Genomic DNA, 17,999 nt, shown 5'->3' with positions numbered 1-17,999 from the left:
CCTCCTGAACGGTCGAATGATAAGTTTCGTAACAGAATATTTTCTATCATTAACTTAACCTACATTCACTCTAGCGCATTAATCATTAGTTGAAAAAACAACAATAGGATTAGTCCCATTTAATCATTAATAATGTTGTGGGATTTTTATTACCCCATTATTGTTCGTGACGCGAATAAATAGTCCTATAGATTAGGAATTAACTTACCTTTCGCGCAGTATCTGCACGGGCATGCTGGCAAGCATCGTTTTCTTGGGGGTAATTGGCCCGCAAGGCGCGGGCCGGGTTAGATGAGGGCTAACTAGTGATTATCGGACTACCATCACCGAGATCTTGGCGTGGCGGACAATGGCGGCCGCATTCGAGCCTAGCAGGTAGGTTTTGACACTAGGACGGCGAGAGCCAATCACGATCAGATCGGCTGAGATTTCCTCGGCAAGTTGTAACACCTCGTCACGTGGCGAACCGAAGCTGATGGTATAAGAAAGACGCTCCAACGGCAGGTCGATCTTCGCCATGAGTTTCTTCAACCCCTCCACCGCCTTCACTTCAGCCTGATTTTCAAACTCTTTGATGCCAAACGAATAGGCGGTCACAAACGCCGAAGCATCCGGCAAGGCATGGAAGAAATGCACCTTGGCCCCAGACATCTTGGCCAGATACTCCACGTGTTCGAGCGCATGTTCAGTCAATACGTCTTCTGCAAGATCTACCGGTACTAAAATGGTCTTGTACATATTCAATCCCCTCTCTGTATTACCGTGATGAACACAGCTTACCGCTGGCCAATGGGAGCTTGTACCTATTTATGATGCTTTTGTGATCAACAGGTGTAGCTGGTGGCTTCTCGACCTTTTGACCACCATGACTCAACCAATGATTTATACTTTTGTGATTTAAACCGCAAAACCAACCAAATGTACGCTGGACGCCCGGCGATCCTCTGCCAAGCCGCGCCAGCTGCAGCAATAAACTGATTAGAACTCAACTGCTCCCCGCGCAAAACCCGCTATTAGCGCCCCTCAAGCACAGACAGGGATCCGGATTAGTTTAATCGTCTTTTAACATTAGTTTTTCTCATGCGAATTTTATAAGCCCCTGTTTAATCAATGAGATAACCACTGTCAGCACTGTTCATTTGCCGCGGTAAAGAGTAATCTTCCGCCCCCTGGACGTCCGATTTGCCTCCCCTGAGTAAAGAATAATCGGCTTTTATCCCGCCCCATTATGTTGTAAATATGTTGCACAAAGGTGGTGATATTGAGTCACCTTAACTTTTGTCGGAAAAACCGGCTAATACAGATAAAAAAGAGCCACTTCAGAGCTCGCCACTCCACTCATGACAGGTAAAAACAGGACAGCATAAGATGGTAGATCATTCTAAAATAGCAGTGGACGCCACGCCCGGATCAGAAGATCACCTAAGGCGAAACCTCTCAAACCGACATATCCAGCTGATCGCTATCGGCGGTGCCATTGGTACAGGTTTGTTTATGGGTTCCGGTAAGACCATCAGCCTGGCCGGGCCTTCCATCATCTTCGTGTACATGATCATCGGCTTTATGCTGTTCTTCGTGATGCGCGCGATGGGCGAGCTGCTGCTCTCCAATCTGCAGTACAAATCTTTCAGCGACTTTGCCGCCGATCTGCTCGGCCCCTGGGCAGGGTTCTTCACCGGTTGGACTTACTGGTTCTGTTGGGTGGTGACCGGTATTGCCGACGTGGTGGCCATTACCGCCTACGCGCAGTTCTGGTTCCCCGACCTCTCCCAATGGATCGCCTCTTTACTGTGCGTGTTGCTGCTGCTCAGCCTGAACCTGGCAACGGTGAAAATGTTCGGTGAGATGGAGTTCTGGTTTGCGATGATCAAAATCGTCGCGATAGTGGGCCTGATCGTCGCCGGTCTGGTGATGGTGGCGATGCACTTCGAATCCCCAACCGGCAGCGTAGCCTCCTTCTCCCACTTATGGAATGACGGCGGCATGTTCCCGAAAGGCATTAGCGGCTTCTTTGCCGGCTTCCAGATTGCGGTATTTGCCTTTGTGGGTATCGAGCTGGTGGGAACCACCGCGGCCGAAACCAAAGATCCGGAAAAAGTGCTGCCACGCGCCATCAACTCCATCCCGATCCGCATTATCATGTTCTACGTTTTCGCGCTGATCGTGATCATGTCGGTAACGCCTTGGAACTCGGTGGTGGCCGATAAGAGCCCGTTCGTCGAGCTGTTTGTACTGATTGGTTTGCCAGCCGCAGCCAGCGTGATCAACTTCGTGGTGTTGACCTCTGCTGCCTCTTCCGCCAACAGTGGCGTGTTCTCCACCAGCCGTATGCTGTTCGGCCTGGCGCAGGAAGGCGATGCGCCTAAATCCTTTGCCAACCTGTCCAAGCGTGCGGTACCGGCAAACGGCCTGACCTTCTCTTGTATCTGTCTGCTAGGCGGCGTGGTGCTGATCTATCTGATCCCGAACGTCATGACCGTATTCACGCTGGTCACCACCGTGTCGGCCATTCTGTTCATGTTCGTCTGGACCATCATCCTGTGCTCGTATCTGGTCTACCGTAAGCAACGCCCGGCACTGCACCAGAAATCGATCTACAAGATGCCTGCCGGTAAGTTGATGTGCTGGGTATGCATGGCGTTCTTCGCATTCGTGCTGGTGCTGCTGACGCTGCGCGAGGACACACGCCAGGCGCTGGTCGTCACGCCGCTGTGGTTTATCATTCTGGGGATCGGTTATCAGTTTGTGCGCCGTAAGAAGGCGGCCTAACCCTAGTTATTGCAACGCCGCGTTCTCACGCGGCGTTTTTACAGGTGCAGTATGCAGCGCCCGCCCCTATGTCAACTCTACTGGCTTTGGTTTACGCCGAATACGCAACTCACTGACAATCACCCCCAGCACAATCAACCCTGCGCCAATCAGCGCCAACCCAGGCAAACGCTCACCGGCGATACGGCCGACTATCCCAGCCCATACCGGTTCACCGGCATAAATCACCGTGGCACGGGTAGGTGAAACGCTGCGTTGTGCCCAGTTCATCGTCAGTTGGATCACCGCACTGGCGATCCCCAACCCTACCGCGCTGTAAAGCAGATAGTTGGAAAACGCCGGAACCGACTCCCCGGTAGGAGCCATCATCAAAAACGATAACAACGACGCAGTAGCCAACTGCACAATTGTCACCCGCCGCACATTGACCTTGCCCGCAAAAGCACCGATTAAAATCACCTCGATAGCGATCGCCAGCGCACTGACCAACGTCAGGAATTCACCGCCGCTGAATGCCAGGCTGGAACTGCTTGGCCCACTCAACAGCATCAGCCCGACGAAGGCCAGCAGAATGCCAATCCAGGACATGATCCCCGGCATACGGCCAAGGACCAGCCACTGCAATAATGGCACTATCGGCACGTACATGGCGGTAATAAAGGCCGACTGGCTGCTGGTGATGGTCTGCAGCCCCATGGTTTGCAGGCCATAGCCGAACATGATCGAGGTGCCGATAAACACCCCCGCCTTGATTTCGTACCAGGTCATCCCCCGCAGCGAACGCAGAGAAAACAGCACCAGCGCCAACGTCGCGGTGCCAAAACGTAGCCCGACAAAAAAGAATGGCCCGCTGACCAGCATCGCCTGATGCACGGCCAAAAAGGTGCCGCCCCAGAGCATGGTGATAAGGACCAGCACGGCTTCCTGGGGTTTGATTTTCAGAAACAGCGAGGGAGTAGAGTTTTTCTTGACCGTTGACACTGACTTGCCCTTCCTGCTGGGTGCAATAAAATACACAATTTCTGCCAGTATGGGGAAAAGGCTAGCAATGGGCAATATCGTGCCGGATTGGCAGCAGCAATCGCCGCCCGGTGCCGAGGGTTGACAACCCATCCTCCTGGGTCTTTTTACTCTTCCTGGGCCGGGACTTCCGGCAGCGTTTCCAACGGCGGCTGTATCCCCTCAGAGATGTAATCTACGGCAGCCAGGGTGCGCTCGTTGCCCATAGCGTCTTCCACCACCACATGTTTGATAGCGCCATCAGAAAGTATCACTCGCTTAATGCCACGTTCGGGTTCCATATCTCCTCCCTGTGTGAATGTCTGCCCCTCAAGTTTAGCCTGTGCGGCGCTTGTCGGGTTGCGGTCTAAGCGTTTATCTGAATACCCTTCGCATTTTTTATCATAGGGCACCGGTTATCAGAGCTCCAGGCGGCAATACACTTTGTATAGACAGCGAAAAACCATCACTAGCAGTTATACATAGAAGGCAAACCATCAATCATCCCTATCTTGTTTGCGGAACCCGAGCAGGGTTAAAATGCCGACCAGCCTACCGCTCACCCGTTGAACGTCCGGTCGATTCAAGCTGTGTCCGCCTGTCAGCCAACCAAAGCCAGGCGTTCTATTTTTTGCGTACTGCAAAGGGAAATAAGTCAGTGTCTAAAGATTTTGATGAACTAATAAGAGACATGGATCTTATTATTGAAAATGTAGACAGTTTCAAGGCTATGGCCCCACGCATGCCGCCACCGGCGGTAGAAGCGCCGCCAACAGCCCACTCCTACGATTCATTCTGCGAAAACATTGCGCTGAAAGTGGTACTGAAGGTTCTGCTGTCATCGGTAGACAAGATCGTCAAGGTGCAAATCGCCAACCGGGTTGAGCAAGAGATCGCCCAGATCGAGCAACAGGTCGTCTTGGCTGGCGGTGGCCCGGTTGCGCCCGAAGACCTGGCGCAGATGACCCACTACGTGCGCCGCACCGTTCACGATTTACTCAATTGAGTTCCGCCAGAAAAACGGCGATGCGTCAGGGATGGATTACTTCAGGCCGGATAGCAAGGCTTGGCGAGTATCGGCATTCAGGGATGGGTTGAATAATCATCGGGCATACCCGAATCAAGCGTACTCCAGGCGTTTCGGCTGCAAGCCGGGCGTTTGGGGTTTCGTCACCTTGACGGCTTTCGCCGGATCGCCTGCCACAAACTCCAAGGTGGGCGAGTAGTAAAAAGGCAACCATGCCTCGAAATTCTCTTCCCACTCCCATTTGACTGGGCATGGCCACAGAATATCTTCGTGCAGAATGTAATAGATCCACCGCCCATGAGGGCGGCGCGGCTTAAGTGTTTTCATAATGCCATCAATACTTTCTCACCTGTTGCGAGCTGGCCGCGAAATCGGTCGCTCAGTCATAATACCTCAGTGGGGCCACTTGAAGCGAGGAGCACCACGAAACGGGGTGCTTAACAGGTAATTATACGATAAAGGCACGGATTTTGCGGCAAAGTAGCGGAGTTTAATCCGCTACTTTGCGCAATGCATTACTGCGAAGTGATGGTAAATCTTACTACATGTTCAGTGAGGCATAGTGCGGTTGGCAAGTTAGCTTGCTCTTGTCACTATCCTCTGCCCTAAAGGGCGTATCCCTGGTGAAGCACAATATTCTCTATTCGGTATACTCTTGAGAAAGGTCAATTATTCCCTTCTCTTACCAACAACATACCCATTTTTTGCCACCAGGAAAACAGGTGAAAAACCCCCTTGTAATCATTGACAATAAATGTTAACAAAAGCTAATCAATACAGAGACCTTAATGAAAATTTGAATTATTAGCATGAAAAGGAAAAATTGACCATGAAGATTAACGTAACGGACACTCCAAATCCGCAGGATGAAGAGTTCGTGATTGACAGCCTCTGGGCGCACAACCATCAGTATGATGCGGTAGATATTCATCCGTTATTCCTGACCGTCACCGACGATCGCGGGCAGATTGTGGCCGGGCTGGTTGCCAGAACCTGGTGGGGGGGATTAGAAGTCCAGTACCTGTGGGTAGGTGACGAGTATCGCAAAAAAGGCTACGGACGTGACCTGATGCTGCGGGCAGAACAGGAAGCCGTCAAGCGCGGTTGCCATATGGCCTATGTCGATACCTTCAGTTTTCAGGCGCAGGCGTTTTACGAAAAACTGGGGTACCAGCCGTATGGCAACTTAGCGGGTTATGCGCACCGCCATACTCGCATCTATTTAGCGAAAAACATCTGATAGCGCTGAAGTATGAGGGGTTCAAATGGATTCATTTTGGCAGAGCAATGAATTATATTTAAAAGGTCTCATCACCATGATGGAACATTTAAATGAGCCTTGGGGCATTAAAGATTTATCTTCACGCCATATTTATATGAATAAGGCGGCCTATCTTTATACCAACACACCTCTCAATTTTGATATTGCGGGCAAGCTTGATGCCGAGTTCCCCGCCGATTGGGCAGAGTTTGCCCCCGACTTGCAAGAACACGACAGGAAAACCGAAGGAACGCGCGATCGCGTAGCCGTTATCGAGACGCACTTCTGGTACGGCAGCGACAGCCTGGTCCCCTTTGTCAGCGAAAAACTGCCTATTTATAATGACAAGGAAGAGCTGGTTGGCACCATGTGGAACGCCCGTCCGTTGGACAGTTTTTCACCGCTAAAATATATCAACCAACAAAAACCCAGCATATTAACCACCGAAGTCAGCATCCAGATTTTTACCCAGTCTGAGCTGGATATCATATTTTTAATGCTGCAGCGCTACACCAACAAAGAGATTGCCAGGTTATATGACGTCAGCAATAAAACCATAGAAAATAGAATCTACAACATCTACCAAAAAGCCGATGTGCATACGCTCCAGCAGTTCGAAGAGTATTGCAAACAGGTGAACTTGGACAGCTACATTCCAGTACGCCTGATTGAAAAAGGCATCCAATTTATTTAAACGTTAACGAGAGATTATCGTGATTAAAATTGAAGACTACCCACTGAGCCGGGTACCGCAGGATAAGAGGGTCTCCTTCCTCAGCGTCGCCATCGTGCATATGGGTATGCTAACGGCCTTGGACCAGTTTATGCTGGGTGCCGTGCTGGGTAACTCAATGACCCTGACCGATGCCTTTATCGCCATCTCGATTGGCAGCCTGATCTTTGGGGTCGTGACGTTCGGGCTGGGCTTGGCCGGGATGAGAGAAGGTATCTCCGGCAGCCTGCTGGCTCGCTGGTGTGGCTTTGGCCGCATAGGCTCGGTGCTTATCGGCCTGGTAGTGGCCGTCAGCCTGTTGGGCTGGTTTGGCATTCAGAACGCCATCTTTGCCAAATCGCTTAACTTCGCCTTGGGCGATCGCCTGGGCTTCCCGCTGTCAGCCTCACTCTCCGGCCTGTTTTTGACGGTGCTAGTCGCTTTTGGTTTTAAAGCGCTGCGCATCACAGCTCGTATTGCTGTGCCGCTGTTTATCCTGCTGGTGTTCTTTATTTCCTATAACGTCCTCTCCGGGCAGAAACTGCATGAGGCCATTCTGCTGGCACCGATGGGGGACGCGTTAACCATCAGCGCGGGCATCACCATCGTCGTTGGCGGTGCCATTGTTGCCAGCCTGATGACTCCTGACCTGACCCGTTACTCCAAAAACAAACGCCACGTGTTTGGCATTACGTTGCTGACCATTATTGCCGGTGAATTCGTGGTTAACGGTCTGGCGATTTTTATTGCCAAAACGCTCGGCACCGCAGACGTGGTCACGATCATGGCCCAGAGTGCGGGCGGTATCGGCTTGCTGGTGGTGGTGTTCTCGACCTTGCGCGTCAACGATCTGAACCTCTATTCGTCGTCCTTGGGCGTGGTGAATGCGGTTGAAGGGATCACCGGTAAAAAGCTGAAATATACCGCGACCACGGTGATTATCGGTCTGTTGGGCACGCTGCTTTCGGTTCTGGGGATCCTGGATCGGTTTGTGGATTTCCTGACCGTGCTGGGTGTGGTATTCCCACCGATCCTCGGCGTCATGCTGGTGGATTATTTCGTGCTGCGCAGCCACCGCGATGCGCTGGACGCCAGCCGCCAGCTCGGCCAACTGCTGCAAGAAACGCCACTCATCGGCTGGGCAGCGATTATCGCCAGCATTGTCGGTAGCGTGATCGGCCTGGTGACGGAATGGGGCGTGCCAACCATTAACTCACTGCTGGCAGCCAGCGTGATTTACTGGTTGTTCAAACGCCTGTTTGGCCGGGCAACCAGCCTGCAAACTGCTTAATTTTATGAATTAACAGGGTCGAGCATATGTTCGACCCTGGCTAAGCGGGCGCAGCCTACGGCGCCTCTACAAGATGAAACCTTGGTGGTGGTATCAGCCGGTCAGGTCGCGCTACCGGGAATAACGATATTACTGTCCGCCAGCGACCCCATCTGATTGAACATCACGCAGGCCGCATCCACGATATGCATGGCGATTGCGGCACCGCTGCCCTCCCCCAGCCGCATATCCAGATGCAGATAAGGTGCCAATTGCAGGTGCTCGAGTGCGGCAGCCGCGCCCTTCTCCGCAGAGAAATGGGACGGCAGCAGGTAATCCCGAGCCTGAGGCGCAATGCCGCAGGCTGCCAGCGCAGAGGCATAAGAGAGAAAACCATCGAGGATCACCGGCAAGCCGGCCGCAGCAGCCCCCAGCATCACGCCAGCCATTCCTACCAGATCGTATCCACCCAGCTTCGCCAACACGTCCAACGCGTCTTGGGTATCCGGCTGATTTACCTCAATCGCCCGACGCACCACGTCCACCTTGTGGTGCAAACGATCGCTGGGGAAATTGGCCCCAATGCCGACCACTTCCTTCGGATCGCGGCCGGTAAAGACGCTGACTAACGCCGCGGCTGGCGTCGTATTGGCCATCCCCAACTCACCAACGCCAAACAGCTTCACCCCAAGCGCCGCCTGTTCCAGCGTCAATTGAGCCGTGGCTAACAGCAACTCCTCCGCCTGCTGGCGCGTCATGGCCGCACCACGCGCAATGTTGCCGCTGCCGCGCCCAACTTTCATGTCGTTCAGGCCCGGCAAGGGTTCGCTGTCGATGCCAACATCCACCAGCTTCACCTCGGCACCGGCATTGGCCGCCAATACGCAGACGCCGGTATTGCCTTTCACCATATTCAGCGCCTGGATCACCGTTACTTCACGCGGTGACACCGCTACCCCTTCGGCATAAACGCCGTGATCGGCCATCATGACGATGATTTGCTTGCGGCTGGCGGCCATCCCGCTAAAACCGCGCATCCCGGCCAGTTGGGTTGCCAACTGTTCCAAGCGGCCAAGGCTGCCCGGTGGCTTAAGCAGGCCATCAATCTTTGCCGCTGCCTGTTGCATGGCGGCCGCGTCCAACGGTTTAATCAGGTCGATTAACGATGACAATGTTTGCATACTTTATTCTCTACTTGCAGGCTGCCAATGAGCCTGGCTGTTAAATACCTTTAGCGTGACAAACCCCTGGTTGAGTTCCACCACGCTGTAGGCTCCCTGGGTAAACGGGAAGTGCCACATCCCGGAGGCAGGCAGCTTTAGTAACCCTGCCAGCAACAGGCTCAGGGAGCCTTGGTGCGCCACCAGCAGACGATCGCCATCGCCCTGTTCGTCCAGCAGACGTTGGGCCTGCAGGCTAATCCTCTGGGAAAACAGTGGAAAGGACTCCCCCGCTGGCGGGCAGGCTCGCTGCCAATCCGCCACCCAGTCGGCCCAGGCAGCGCTATCCTGCTGCTGCAAATCCTGGTGATGGCACATTTCCCAGTCACCAAAATTCATTTCGTTAAAGCCTCCGTCAGGTTGGATCGCCAGTTCACGCTGCCCAAGCACAATCTCGGCGGTATGTTGGGCGCGTCTTAACTCACTGCTGATCGCCTGGGTAAAAGGCACTTCGGCCAGCCATTGTGCGATCTGCCTGGCCTGATGTTCACCTTGCTCGGTCAACGGTAAATCGGTCATGCCACAAAATACGCCCTGTCGATTCGCCGCCGTTTGCCCGTGTCGTACCAAAAATAGCCGCATAACGCCCACTCACAGCAGTGCCAGTAAGAAGATCAATTCGGCAATTTCTATCGCCGCCCCCAGAGTGTCACCCGTTTGCCCGCCCAGACGGCGGCGCAGATAGGCTCGCAGCAACAGCACGGCGATCAGCGCACAGCCAAGCGCAAACAGCCCCTGCCCATGCCCTAACAAGGCGACCAAAGCGGCCCCTAGCGCCAGAGTGAACAGCGTTTGCCCCCCGCTGATCTTGCCAATGTAAAGGTTCCCCAGCCCGTTACCCTCACGAGCATAGGGCTGGCAATACATCATCAATACCACCAGGCTCCGGCAAGCAACTCCTGCTGCTGCCAACGTGGCCAACATCGGTACTCCGCGCAATGCCAGTTCGCTGATCACCAACACCTTGGCCACCACGATAAAGATCAGTGCCAACCCACCATTGGTACCTAAGCGACTGTCGCGCATGATCTCCAGCATTTTTTCCCGAGTACGGGCCGAGAAAACACCATCACAGGTATCAGCCAATCCGTCGAGGTGGAAGGCACCGGTAACCAGAGCCAATACCAGCACGTAGCCCAACGCCGCCAGCGGCACCCCACACCAGGGGGCCAATAGGGTAAAGACAGCGCCACCGATTGCACCCACGATCAGGCCAATCAAAGGGAAACCGACGATGCCGCGCTGGTAATTATCCATCGCCAATCCCTGTGTCCAACTGGCGGGCAGCGGGATACGCGTCATCAGTTGCAGGGTGGCCCAAAATAGTCGCAGACTCATTTGATCTTGACCTCAATACCAGAAATCACCAATAGCACCGACTCGGCGGCGGCGGCCAAACGCTGGTTAACACGCCCGGCAATATCACGGAAGTGTCGTGCCAAACGGTTTTCCGGCACGATGCCCATCCCCAGTTCATTGGTGACCAGATAGATCGCCGCCGGACTGCGGGCGCAGGCGGCCAGCAGATCATCGATCTGCCGTTGGATTGCCGTTTCAACCACGGCAAAGTCGATGCTTTCCACCGGCGTCTCCCCGGTCAGGTCAAACATCAGGTTGGCGATCAGCGTGGTAATACACTCCAGGATCACCGCATCTCCCGCCCCCGCCTGTTGGTCGATCACACTGGCCAGTTGCTGGCTCCCCTCCCAGGTACGCCAATGAGCGGGCCGGGCTTGGCGATGCAGCTTGATCCGTTCGGCCATTTCCTCATCGGTGACCACCGAGGTGGCGATATACAACACCCGGTCACTGACACCGCTCGCTAACCTTTCGGCCAGCGAACTTTTGCCGCTGCGTGCTCCGCCGGTGATCAGGATCATTGTGCCTCCGTTTGCTGGTGCTCGGTCATCAAGCGGTAAATTTTATCCATATCAATATGTTCCCGCATCTTATCGGCCAACAGATCAAACTGTTGCTGCTTGTAATCGGCATAATCGAAATCCGGGCCGTCGTAAACCGGCAGCCCTTTACGCTGTCGTAACTGGTTTAGCAGCGCGCGGCAAAAAGGTGCGCTGTCGAATAGGCCATGAATATAGCTGCCCAGCACGTTGCCAGTGGGGTTCACTGCACCGTCAAAGGCGCTGTCCGGCTGCCCATTACGTAGGGAAAGGCGGGAGAAAGGCGTAGCCTCTGAGCCAAGCTGGGTGGTGCCCATATGGATTTCATAACCAACGACGTCCTGCTCGCCACAGCCAGACCAGAGGCCGGGCAACCCAGGCTCACATTGTGCTTTCACCTGAGTTGTGACTTTTTGCGGTGCGAAGCGGGTGGTGACATCCAGCAATCCCAACCCCATCATCTGTTCCACACCGGATTCCACGCCATCAACAATGTGCTTGCCGAGCATCTGGTAGCCGCCGCAAATACCCACGATATGCACTCCGGCCCGGTGCTGCTCCTGTAACGCCGCCGCCAACCCGCTTTGCTGTAGCCACTGCAGATCCCCCAGAGTGTTTTTGCTACCCGGCAGGATAATCAGATCGGCACCGGCCAGCGCCGCCGGGTGCGAAACATAGCGCAGCCCTACATCCGGCTGGGCCGCCAAGGCATTAAAATCGGTAAAGTTGGACATATAGGGCAGTTGTACCACCGCAATGTCCAGCTCATGGCTACTGCCTGTCGGGGCATATTTGCCATTTTGCAACGCCACACCATCCTCATCTTCCAGATCGATATTCAACCAGGGCATCACGCCCAGCACCGGCACACCGGTCAGCGCCTCAATCTGTTCCAAGCCCGAATAGAGCAAGGCAATATCGCCACGGAATTTATTGATGATCACCCCTTTCACCCGAGCTTTTTCTTCCGGTTCTAGCAGTGCCAACGTGCCATAAATGGCGGCAAATACCCCACCGCGATCGATATCGGCCACCAACAGTACTGGCGCATCGGCGATCGCCGCCATGCCCATATTGACGATGTCGCGGTCGCGCAGGTTGATTTCCGCCGGGCTACCCGCCCCCTCCAGCACCATGATGTCGTAGCCGCTGGCCAGGCTGTGATACACCTCGCTAATTTGTTGCTGCAACAGCGGCTTGTACTCGTGATAGCTGACCGCGTCCATATTGCAAGCCACTTTCCCCATCAGCACCACCTGCGCCTGACAATCGCTGGTCGGTTTCAGCAGGACCGGGTTCATTCGCACATCGGGTGCAATACCGGCGGCCTCGGCCTGAAAGATCTGCGCCCGGCCCATCTCTTCGCCACGGGCGGTAATGCCAGAGTTGAGCGCCATATTCTGCGATTTGAACGGCGCACAGCGATAGCCATCCTGCATGAAGATCCGGCACAATCCGGCCACCAGCACGCTTTTACCCACATCAGATGCGGTTCCCTGCACCATCACACACCGTTTCATCATTTATTCTCCACGTCACGCTGGCTGAGCCACGCAAACCATTATTATTTAAGCGCCAAGCCATAGCAGGCGCAACGCGGCAAACAGCAACAGAGCCAATAGCGAGGCCGTCATCATCAGACGCGTGCTACGAGGAATATCTGCCAGCTCGATCTCCCGCCGAGCCTCACCGATCCACGGCTTTTCGACCCGCTGACCAAAGTAGTTGTTAGGACCGCCAAGCCGCACTCCCAGCGCTCCAGCCACGGTCGCTTCCGACCAGGCGCAGTTGGGGCTGGTATGCTGAAAGCGATCGCGCCAGCCGATACGTAACGCCTGGCGATAGTTCAATCCGTGCAGCCGGGCCGCGCAGCTCAGCAGTAGCCAGCTAAGCCGGGCGGGTAACCAGTTGGCGAAGTCATCCATCCTCGCCGGCACATAGCCGATGGCGCGGTATTTCGGCGTTTTATAGCCCACCATTGAATCGAGAGTGTTAACCGCTTTATACGCCATTGCCAACGGTGCCCCACCGATCAGTAAAAAGAACAGCGGCGCAATTACGCCATCCACGCTGTTTTCCGCCACCGTTTCCACCACCGCCCGGGTGATTTGCGGCTCTTCCAGTTGTGAGGTATCCCGCCCGACAATCCACGACAGCTTGCGGCGGCTCTCCTCAAGATCGGCACTTTGCAGGGCCCGGTGAACCTCCATGGCCGCCTGTTCCAGGCAGTGTCCGGCGAGCAGGGTATAAATCAGCCAGACTTCCGCCAACCAGCCCAACCACGGGTGAATATGCTGCATCAGCGTTAAAAAGCCCCAACTGACCAGCCAGACCAACCCTACGACGCCCAGCCACAACAGCCCGCCACCAAGTTTTAGCGCCCTCTCGCTATGGCAAATCCGGCGGATCGCGCGTTGCAGCACCGTGATCAGGCTGCCGATCCAGCGCACCGGATGCGGCCAGTGCGGCGGGTCGCCTAACAGGCTGTCGAGCAGAAAGGCCACGAACCAGGCTAGCAGCGTCATGGCACGCACCTTATAGCCGCGATCGAGAAAACTTGATGGTGGGTTAATGGCATAAAAAAATCCCGACCTCTCGGGCGGGATTTGGGTGTCAACAGGATACGACCAAGCGGTGCAACATAGCTGCACGTATCTCATGACAACCCCCTTCCCACCGAAGGTGTTGAATGTGTGACCAACTGGCCGGTCTTCTGGCTTAGCGTCATCCTTATCCACTCCCTTCCCAATCCTCAGATCAGTGGCGCAGTGGACTCGTCGGCATCACAGCAGCGGGGGCTGCGGGGGAGTTACACCCCCTTCCCAACCACAACCTGTTATCGTTCAGGGTGTGGGTTATCCAGTTGGCAATAATTCGGTTAATTACCACGTTTTCGCTTCAATAAACGCAACGCTTCAATTTATCGCTTAGTTATCATCTCGATAGCCTCGACAATGGCCATGCCATAATAACCTGTTGATATCGCGAATACACGCCAAGATCTGGCATTCACCAGGGCGATAGGTTTATTTTACGCCGGATCAACGGCGATTACCCTGTGTTATCCTGCACGCAAACTTGACAGGGGGAATAGCAAAACCGTGAGTGAACATGGTGGTAACGTACTGGAAATGGCGTTGAAAAGCGGCCTGGATCCGGCCGAGATTATTGATTTCAGCGCCAATATCAATCCATTGGGCATGCCCGCCAGCCTGAAGGCGGCGATTATCGAGCATCTGACCAGCGCCGAATGCTATCCCGACGTTGAATACCGGCGTCTGCATGCAGCATTGGCAGGGGTTCATCACTGCCCGGCGGAAAATATCATGGCAGGCAACGGGGCCACCGAGCTGATTTACGCCATCGTGAACCGGCTACGCCCCCGCACGGCGCTGCTCCTAACGCCTGGGTTTGCCGAATACCGCCGGGCATTGCAGCGGATTGACTGCCAGATTGAGGACTACCCGCTGGACGAAGCCGGTGGATTTCAGCCCGATGAGCGGTTGCTACAGGTGCTGGCCGAGCGCCAACCGGACTGCCTGTTTCTGGCTACCCCCAACAATCCGACCGGGCTGATGCCAGACCCCGCGCTATTGCAGGCCATTGTCGCCTGTTGTCGCCAGCACAATATTGCGTTGATCGTTGATGAAGCCTTTATCGACTTTCTGCCAGATGCGCCGGGGCTGATCCCACAAATGGCGGACTATTCACGCCTCTACATTCTGCGTTCATTAACCAAATTCTTCGCCATTCCCGGGCTGCGGCTCGGCTATCTGGTCAGCAGCGATCGCGCTGGCCTGCAACAGATGAAACAGCAACGCGAACCCTGGACCATCAATGCCTATGCGGCACTGGCCGGCGAAGTGATCCTCGACGATCTCGATTACATCCAGCAAACCCACCAATGGCTGGCAGAGCAGCGTGCTTGGTTGTTTGACGCGCTGACAGCCTTGCCGCACTTGCGTATCTGGCCAGGGGCAGCGAACTATATATTCCTACGCTGCCTGCGCCCCGGCTACGATCTGCAGCAGGCGTTGTTGCAGCACCGCATCCTGATCCGCCACTGTGCCAACTACCCTGGCCTGTCCGCCGACTATTACCGGGTGGCCATCAAGAGCGAAGCGGCCAACCGCAAGCTGATAGCCGCGCTGCAACAGATACTGGAGGAAGGCTAAGGTGCAGGAGTTTTTAGGCATCAAACGTTAATCTTTGATTATCGGAACGGATGCAGTATGGCAATTACGGCGGAGTGGTTGTCTCAAACACCAGGCCGTCGCTATTGCCCAACTTAGGGTAATCGAAATCATGGGCTGGAAAGCGGAACAGGCGGTTACGCCAGCGATCAAACTGCACGCGATAGTTATAGCTATCAGGCAGTTTTTTCATTCTGAACCAGTGCTGGCCGCCATCGGTAGAGACTGTCATATGCAGCGGGTCGTTGAACGCTTTCTCCATCATCAGCAGATCATTACCCGCATAAAGCGTGCCTAAGGCTTTTTTACCGGTTTCCAGCAGCGGTTGCAACGCGCCATTCTCCCGCAACCGGTTCAGGCTATAAAGCCACCGTGGCCGCTGGCGTAAGACAAAATCAAAATCCCCTTGCGGGCTGATGTCGGCCGCAACGATATCTCCGCCCACCCACTGGCTGGACTGGATTTGAGCTGATTTCAGATTGAAATCAAGCAGCAATGAAGCAGTTAACCGATCCTGTTCCCCGGTATTATGGGGCTGATTACTGACTATCACCCGATCGCCGCCGTTATAGTACCAACTGGCCGCATAGAGAGCAGGGTCGATCCCGCGTTCCGTTAACAACCTGACCAGATCGAATACCTGTTGCCAATGCTGGCCGAGATCGTCCGACCGGTAGAGTTTACCCTGTTGAACCAGCAGCAAGCTCTGCGCTCCAGAGAGCCCCAAAAGCTGATAAGTCTGGTTACCACCGGGGGCTTGCCACTGGGGTAACCAACACCAGTTACGCCCACCATCGGCAGAATAAAATACGGCATCTTTACTATAAGAACGGGCGCCGAACACCACCAGGCAATGCCCCTGAGCATCACACTGTTGCTCAGCCACGTAGCCCAAAAAACGGGCGCTGACACGCAGCTTGCCATTCTCTTCGATGATGAGTTGGCTGACCGGGATCGTGGCGCTGTCATCATAGCTCCGATGCCGGATTGTTCCACGGCCAACCTTAGCCTCCAGCATCAAACGTAACATGGTGGTATCAGGGGATATCTGCAGGTTTAACAAAGGGGGACCAATGTCTGCCAGCACATCGATCTGCACCGAATTTTCATAATGATAGATCAGCGTATTCTGGTCACGCTCAATATTCGTGATCCGTGTATTTATTACATCGCTGATACCCGTCAACAGCATCCCTTGTTGAAAACTGCTCAGGCGTTCCCCACTCATAACTACCGCAGGACGTTCTGCCTGATAATTTCGCTGCCACTGCCAGTCGGGGGCAAACCCGGCAAAGCTGTCGATATAAAACAGCATCCAGGAAATGATAAGCCCCAGTGCCAGCAGGATGATGCGCGTTAGGCTATTGCTGAACATCAGGGGACTTCCTGAATATAGGCTTTGCCACCGTTGCGTTTTTTAAACAATACCAACAGTTGGCGGGCAAAGACAAAGCGCGCCGCACTGAGCGAGTTCCTGCGCGTTATCCAAGTGCAGACCTCCACCAACAGCATGAACACGCAGAAAATCATGATGCTCATCAGAGCAAAGTCATAAAACATGACTGCGGCGTCCAGCCAGTCCCACTTATCCGGCACACTGCCCTGCTCCCACCAATCATGCAGGGTGAAAAACACCAGCAACACCAGTAAAAAAGAGCAGCAGCCAAACATCACTTTATACATCAGCTTGAGCTGTTGAAAAGAAACGGCAATCCCGCCGAGCTTGAGATAGGCGCTGCCATCCCTTTCATTACACAGGCCCAGCACCGCATTATCTTGCTGATTGACCACCAACATCAGCGGATCTTCGGCCGCCAGGAAGAACGGATGTTGCCGATAGAACAGCGGATTAAGGTCTTCCATCAGCGAGTTAATTCCGCTACGAAATGAGAACCGCTCTCCATTGCAGCTAAATTGGTACTCGATAAAATCCCGGCGGCTTTTGCCTCCGCCGGTAAAATCGCGGCGGGCGCTAACATCGGCAGCCTCTCCGCTCACGCTGGTCAAGGTGACTTTATCGGCCAATAGCAAATCATTCGGCAGCAGCGCATCCAGATCGTTAGCCAATTCTTTGCTGGCCTGTAGTGAAGGCGCACCGCCTCCCGGCTCGGTTAATGATTCGGTGGTGGTAATGCAAAGGGAAGTGTCGCCTTGTTTGACGCTCTCCAGCCCTTTTAACAACCTACGCGTGTGACGGCTGGTTCCCACCATCAGCGTATGAAACGAAGCCACGAACCACCAGCAACCAAAGATGAAAACAAAAAGCAGTAGCACCATCACCCAGATATTCAGCAACTGGAAATAACCCACTGCTGAGAGCGTCATCACTATGATCGCGCCCACCAGCTTCATCAACGCAGCCGGTTTGCTAAGGTCGGCCAGCTTCGGTTGTAGCTCCCCCTTTTCAGGCGAAACCAGCCAATGCAGCCAGTAGCTGCCATCAGCCAACTGATGGGCACCGATATACACACGATCCCCCGATACCAAACGGTATAACACTTTGGCATCAACAAACTGTTTGCTGTAGGTATAGAACACCTTGTCCCCGGCCAAAATGCGCCGTAGCTTACTTTCGCTGGGCGCGTTGAGATTGTGGCAGATAAAGGACAGCTCATAGAAGCAGATTTTTTTCATGGTTGCTAACGACCAG

The 17,999-nt window shown here is 54.3% G+C and carries 18 protein-coding genes and 1 riboswitch; of the genes, 6 read left to right on the top strand and 12 right to left on the bottom strand.

The genetic code is table 11. From position 1 onward, the window contains the following. Nucleotides 1–309 precede the first annotated feature (309 nt). Nucleotides 310–738, bottom strand: a complete 429-nt coding sequence (locus tag ACMV5H_RS04725; protein WP_021804757.1) for a universal stress protein — start codon at nt 736–738, stop codon at nt 310–312. Between the two features lie 630 nt (nt 739–1,368). Here ACMV5H_RS04725 and cycA point away from each other — a divergent pair. Further along, complete coding sequence (gene cycA, locus ACMV5H_RS04720; protein WP_115158353.1) at nt 1,369–2,769, top strand: D-serine/D-alanine/glycine transporter; 1,401 nt, start codon at nt 1,369–1,371, stop codon at nt 2,767–2,769. A 66-nt stretch (nt 2,770–2,835) separates the two neighbouring features. Here cycA and ACMV5H_RS04715 read toward each other — a convergent pair whose 3' ends face one another. Next, entirely contained in the window at nt 2,836–3,750 is a 915-nt protein-coding gene (locus ACMV5H_RS04715; protein ID WP_115158352.1) for a DMT family transporter, read from the bottom strand. 146 nt (nt 3,751–3,896) lie between these two features. Then, a complete protein-coding gene (locus tag ACMV5H_RS04710; RefSeq protein WP_021804758.1) occupies nt 3,897–4,070 on the bottom strand; it encodes a hypothetical protein in 174 nt (57 codons plus the stop codon). Nucleotides 4,071–4,459: 389 nt separating this feature from the next. On the opposite strand from ACMV5H_RS04710, the gene ACMV5H_RS04705 reads away from it, so the two are divergent. After that, nucleotides 4,460–4,774 carry a hypothetical protein gene (locus ACMV5H_RS04705; RefSeq protein ID WP_081050627.1) on the top strand — a complete coding sequence of 105 codons (315 nt, stop codon included), beginning with the start codon at nt 4,460–4,462 and terminating at the stop codon, nt 4,772–4,774. A 114-nt stretch (nt 4,775–4,888) separates the two neighbouring features. Here the strand turns inward: ACMV5H_RS04705 and ACMV5H_RS04700 are convergent, their stop codons facing one another. Beyond that, nucleotides 4,889–5,122, bottom strand: coding sequence for a hypothetical protein (locus tag ACMV5H_RS04700; RefSeq protein WP_024486733.1), 234 nt, complete (start codon nt 5,120–5,122; stop codon nt 4,889–4,891). Between the two features lie 502 nt (nt 5,123–5,624). Here ACMV5H_RS04700 and ACMV5H_RS04695 point away from each other — a divergent pair. The 3 genes from ACMV5H_RS04695 to ACMV5H_RS04685 are packed head-to-tail and all read left to right on the top strand — an operon-like array spanning nt 5,625 to nt 8,059. After that, nucleotides 5,625–6,035 carry a GNAT family N-acetyltransferase gene (locus ACMV5H_RS04695; RefSeq protein ID WP_021178360.1) on the top strand — a complete coding sequence of 137 codons (411 nt, stop codon included), beginning with the start codon at nt 5,625–5,627 and terminating at the stop codon, nt 6,033–6,035. Between the two features lie 25 nt (nt 6,036–6,060). Further along, nucleotides 6,061–6,750 carry a helix-turn-helix transcriptional regulator gene (locus ACMV5H_RS04690; protein ID WP_059200494.1) on the top strand — a complete coding sequence of 230 codons (690 nt, stop codon included), beginning with the start codon at nt 6,061–6,063 and terminating at the stop codon, nt 6,748–6,750. Between the two features lie 19 nt (nt 6,751–6,769). After that, the gene (locus tag ACMV5H_RS04685; RefSeq protein ID WP_414821520.1) at nt 6,770–8,059 is read left to right on the top strand and encodes a cytosine permease; all 1,290 of its coding nucleotides are present in this window, start codon (nt 6,770–6,772) and stop codon (nt 8,057–8,059) included. Nucleotides 8,060–8,160: 101 nt separating this feature from the next. Here the strand turns inward: ACMV5H_RS04685 and cobT are convergent, their stop codons facing one another. The 6 genes from cobT to cbiB are packed head-to-tail and all read right to left on the bottom strand — an operon-like array spanning nt 8,161 to nt 13,681. Beyond that, nucleotides 8,161–9,219 carry a nicotinate-nucleotide--dimethylbenzimidazole phosphoribosyltransferase gene (gene cobT, locus ACMV5H_RS04680; RefSeq protein WP_414821519.1) on the bottom strand — a complete coding sequence of 353 codons (1,059 nt, stop codon included), beginning with the start codon at nt 9,217–9,219 and terminating at the stop codon, nt 8,161–8,163. A gap of 3 nt (nt 9,220–9,222) precedes the next feature. Then, complete coding sequence (locus ACMV5H_RS04675) at nt 9,223–9,840, bottom strand: adenosylcobalamin/alpha-ribazole phosphatase (protein ID WP_037374938.1); 618 nt, start codon at nt 9,838–9,840, stop codon at nt 9,223–9,225. A 9-nt stretch (nt 9,841–9,849) separates the two neighbouring features. Beyond that, nucleotides 9,850–10,596: an adenosylcobinamide-GDP ribazoletransferase gene (gene cobS / locus ACMV5H_RS04670; protein WP_414821518.1), complete on the bottom strand. Its 747-nt coding sequence runs from the start codon at nt 10,594–10,596 to the stop codon at nt 9,850–9,852. Continuing rightward, the gene (cobU, locus tag ACMV5H_RS04665) at nt 10,593–11,138 is read right to left on the bottom strand and encodes a bifunctional adenosylcobinamide kinase/adenosylcobinamide-phosphate guanylyltransferase (protein ID WP_059200491.1); all 546 of its coding nucleotides are present in this window, start codon (nt 11,136–11,138) and stop codon (nt 10,593–10,595) included. Before cobU ends, cobS begins: the two co-directional genes overlap by 4 nt. Further along, entirely contained in the window at nt 11,135–12,676 is a 1,542-nt protein-coding gene (locus tag ACMV5H_RS04660; protein WP_414821571.1) for a cobyric acid synthase, read from the bottom strand. The genes cobU and ACMV5H_RS04660 overlap by 4 nt, the downstream gene beginning before the upstream one ends. A 48-nt stretch (nt 12,677–12,724) precedes the next feature. Next, nucleotides 12,725–13,681 carry an adenosylcobinamide-phosphate synthase CbiB gene (cbiB, locus tag ACMV5H_RS04655; RefSeq protein WP_414821517.1) on the bottom strand — a complete coding sequence of 319 codons (957 nt, stop codon included), beginning with the start codon at nt 13,679–13,681 and terminating at the stop codon, nt 12,725–12,727. A gap of 160 nt (nt 13,682–13,841) precedes the next feature. Further along, a riboswitch (cobalamin riboswitch) is annotated at nt 13,842–14,035 on the bottom strand. A gap of 222 nt (nt 14,036–14,257) precedes the next feature. On the opposite strand from cbiB, the gene cobD reads away from it, so the two are divergent. Then, entirely contained in the window at nt 14,258–15,331 is a 1,074-nt protein-coding gene (cobD, locus tag ACMV5H_RS04650) for a threonine-phosphate decarboxylase CobD (RefSeq protein WP_414821516.1), read from the top strand. A 64-nt stretch (nt 15,332–15,395) separates the two neighbouring features. On the opposite strand, the gene ACMV5H_RS04645 is transcribed toward cobD, so the two are convergent. Together ACMV5H_RS04645 and ACMV5H_RS04640 are read right to left on the bottom strand one after the other, a co-directional pair. Beyond that, nucleotides 15,396–16,724 (bottom strand): hypothetical protein, encoded by a 1,329-nt coding sequence (locus tag ACMV5H_RS04645; protein ID WP_414821515.1) that lies wholly within the window; start codon nt 16,722–16,724, stop codon nt 15,396–15,398. Further along, entirely contained in the window at nt 16,724–17,983 is a 1,260-nt protein-coding gene (locus ACMV5H_RS04640) for a hypothetical protein (protein WP_414821514.1), read from the bottom strand. The genes ACMV5H_RS04645 and ACMV5H_RS04640 overlap by 1 nt, the downstream gene beginning before the upstream one ends. Nucleotides 17,984–17,999: the final 16 nt, after the last annotated feature.

This window comes from Serratia sp. N21D137, assembly GCF_047530005.1.
GTDB classification, from domain to species: Bacteria; Pseudomonadota; Gammaproteobacteria; order Enterobacterales; family Enterobacteriaceae; genus Chania; species Chania fonticola_B.
Note: the sequence above shows the minus strand (reverse complement) of the source record. Positions and strands in the feature narration are given on the sequence as shown.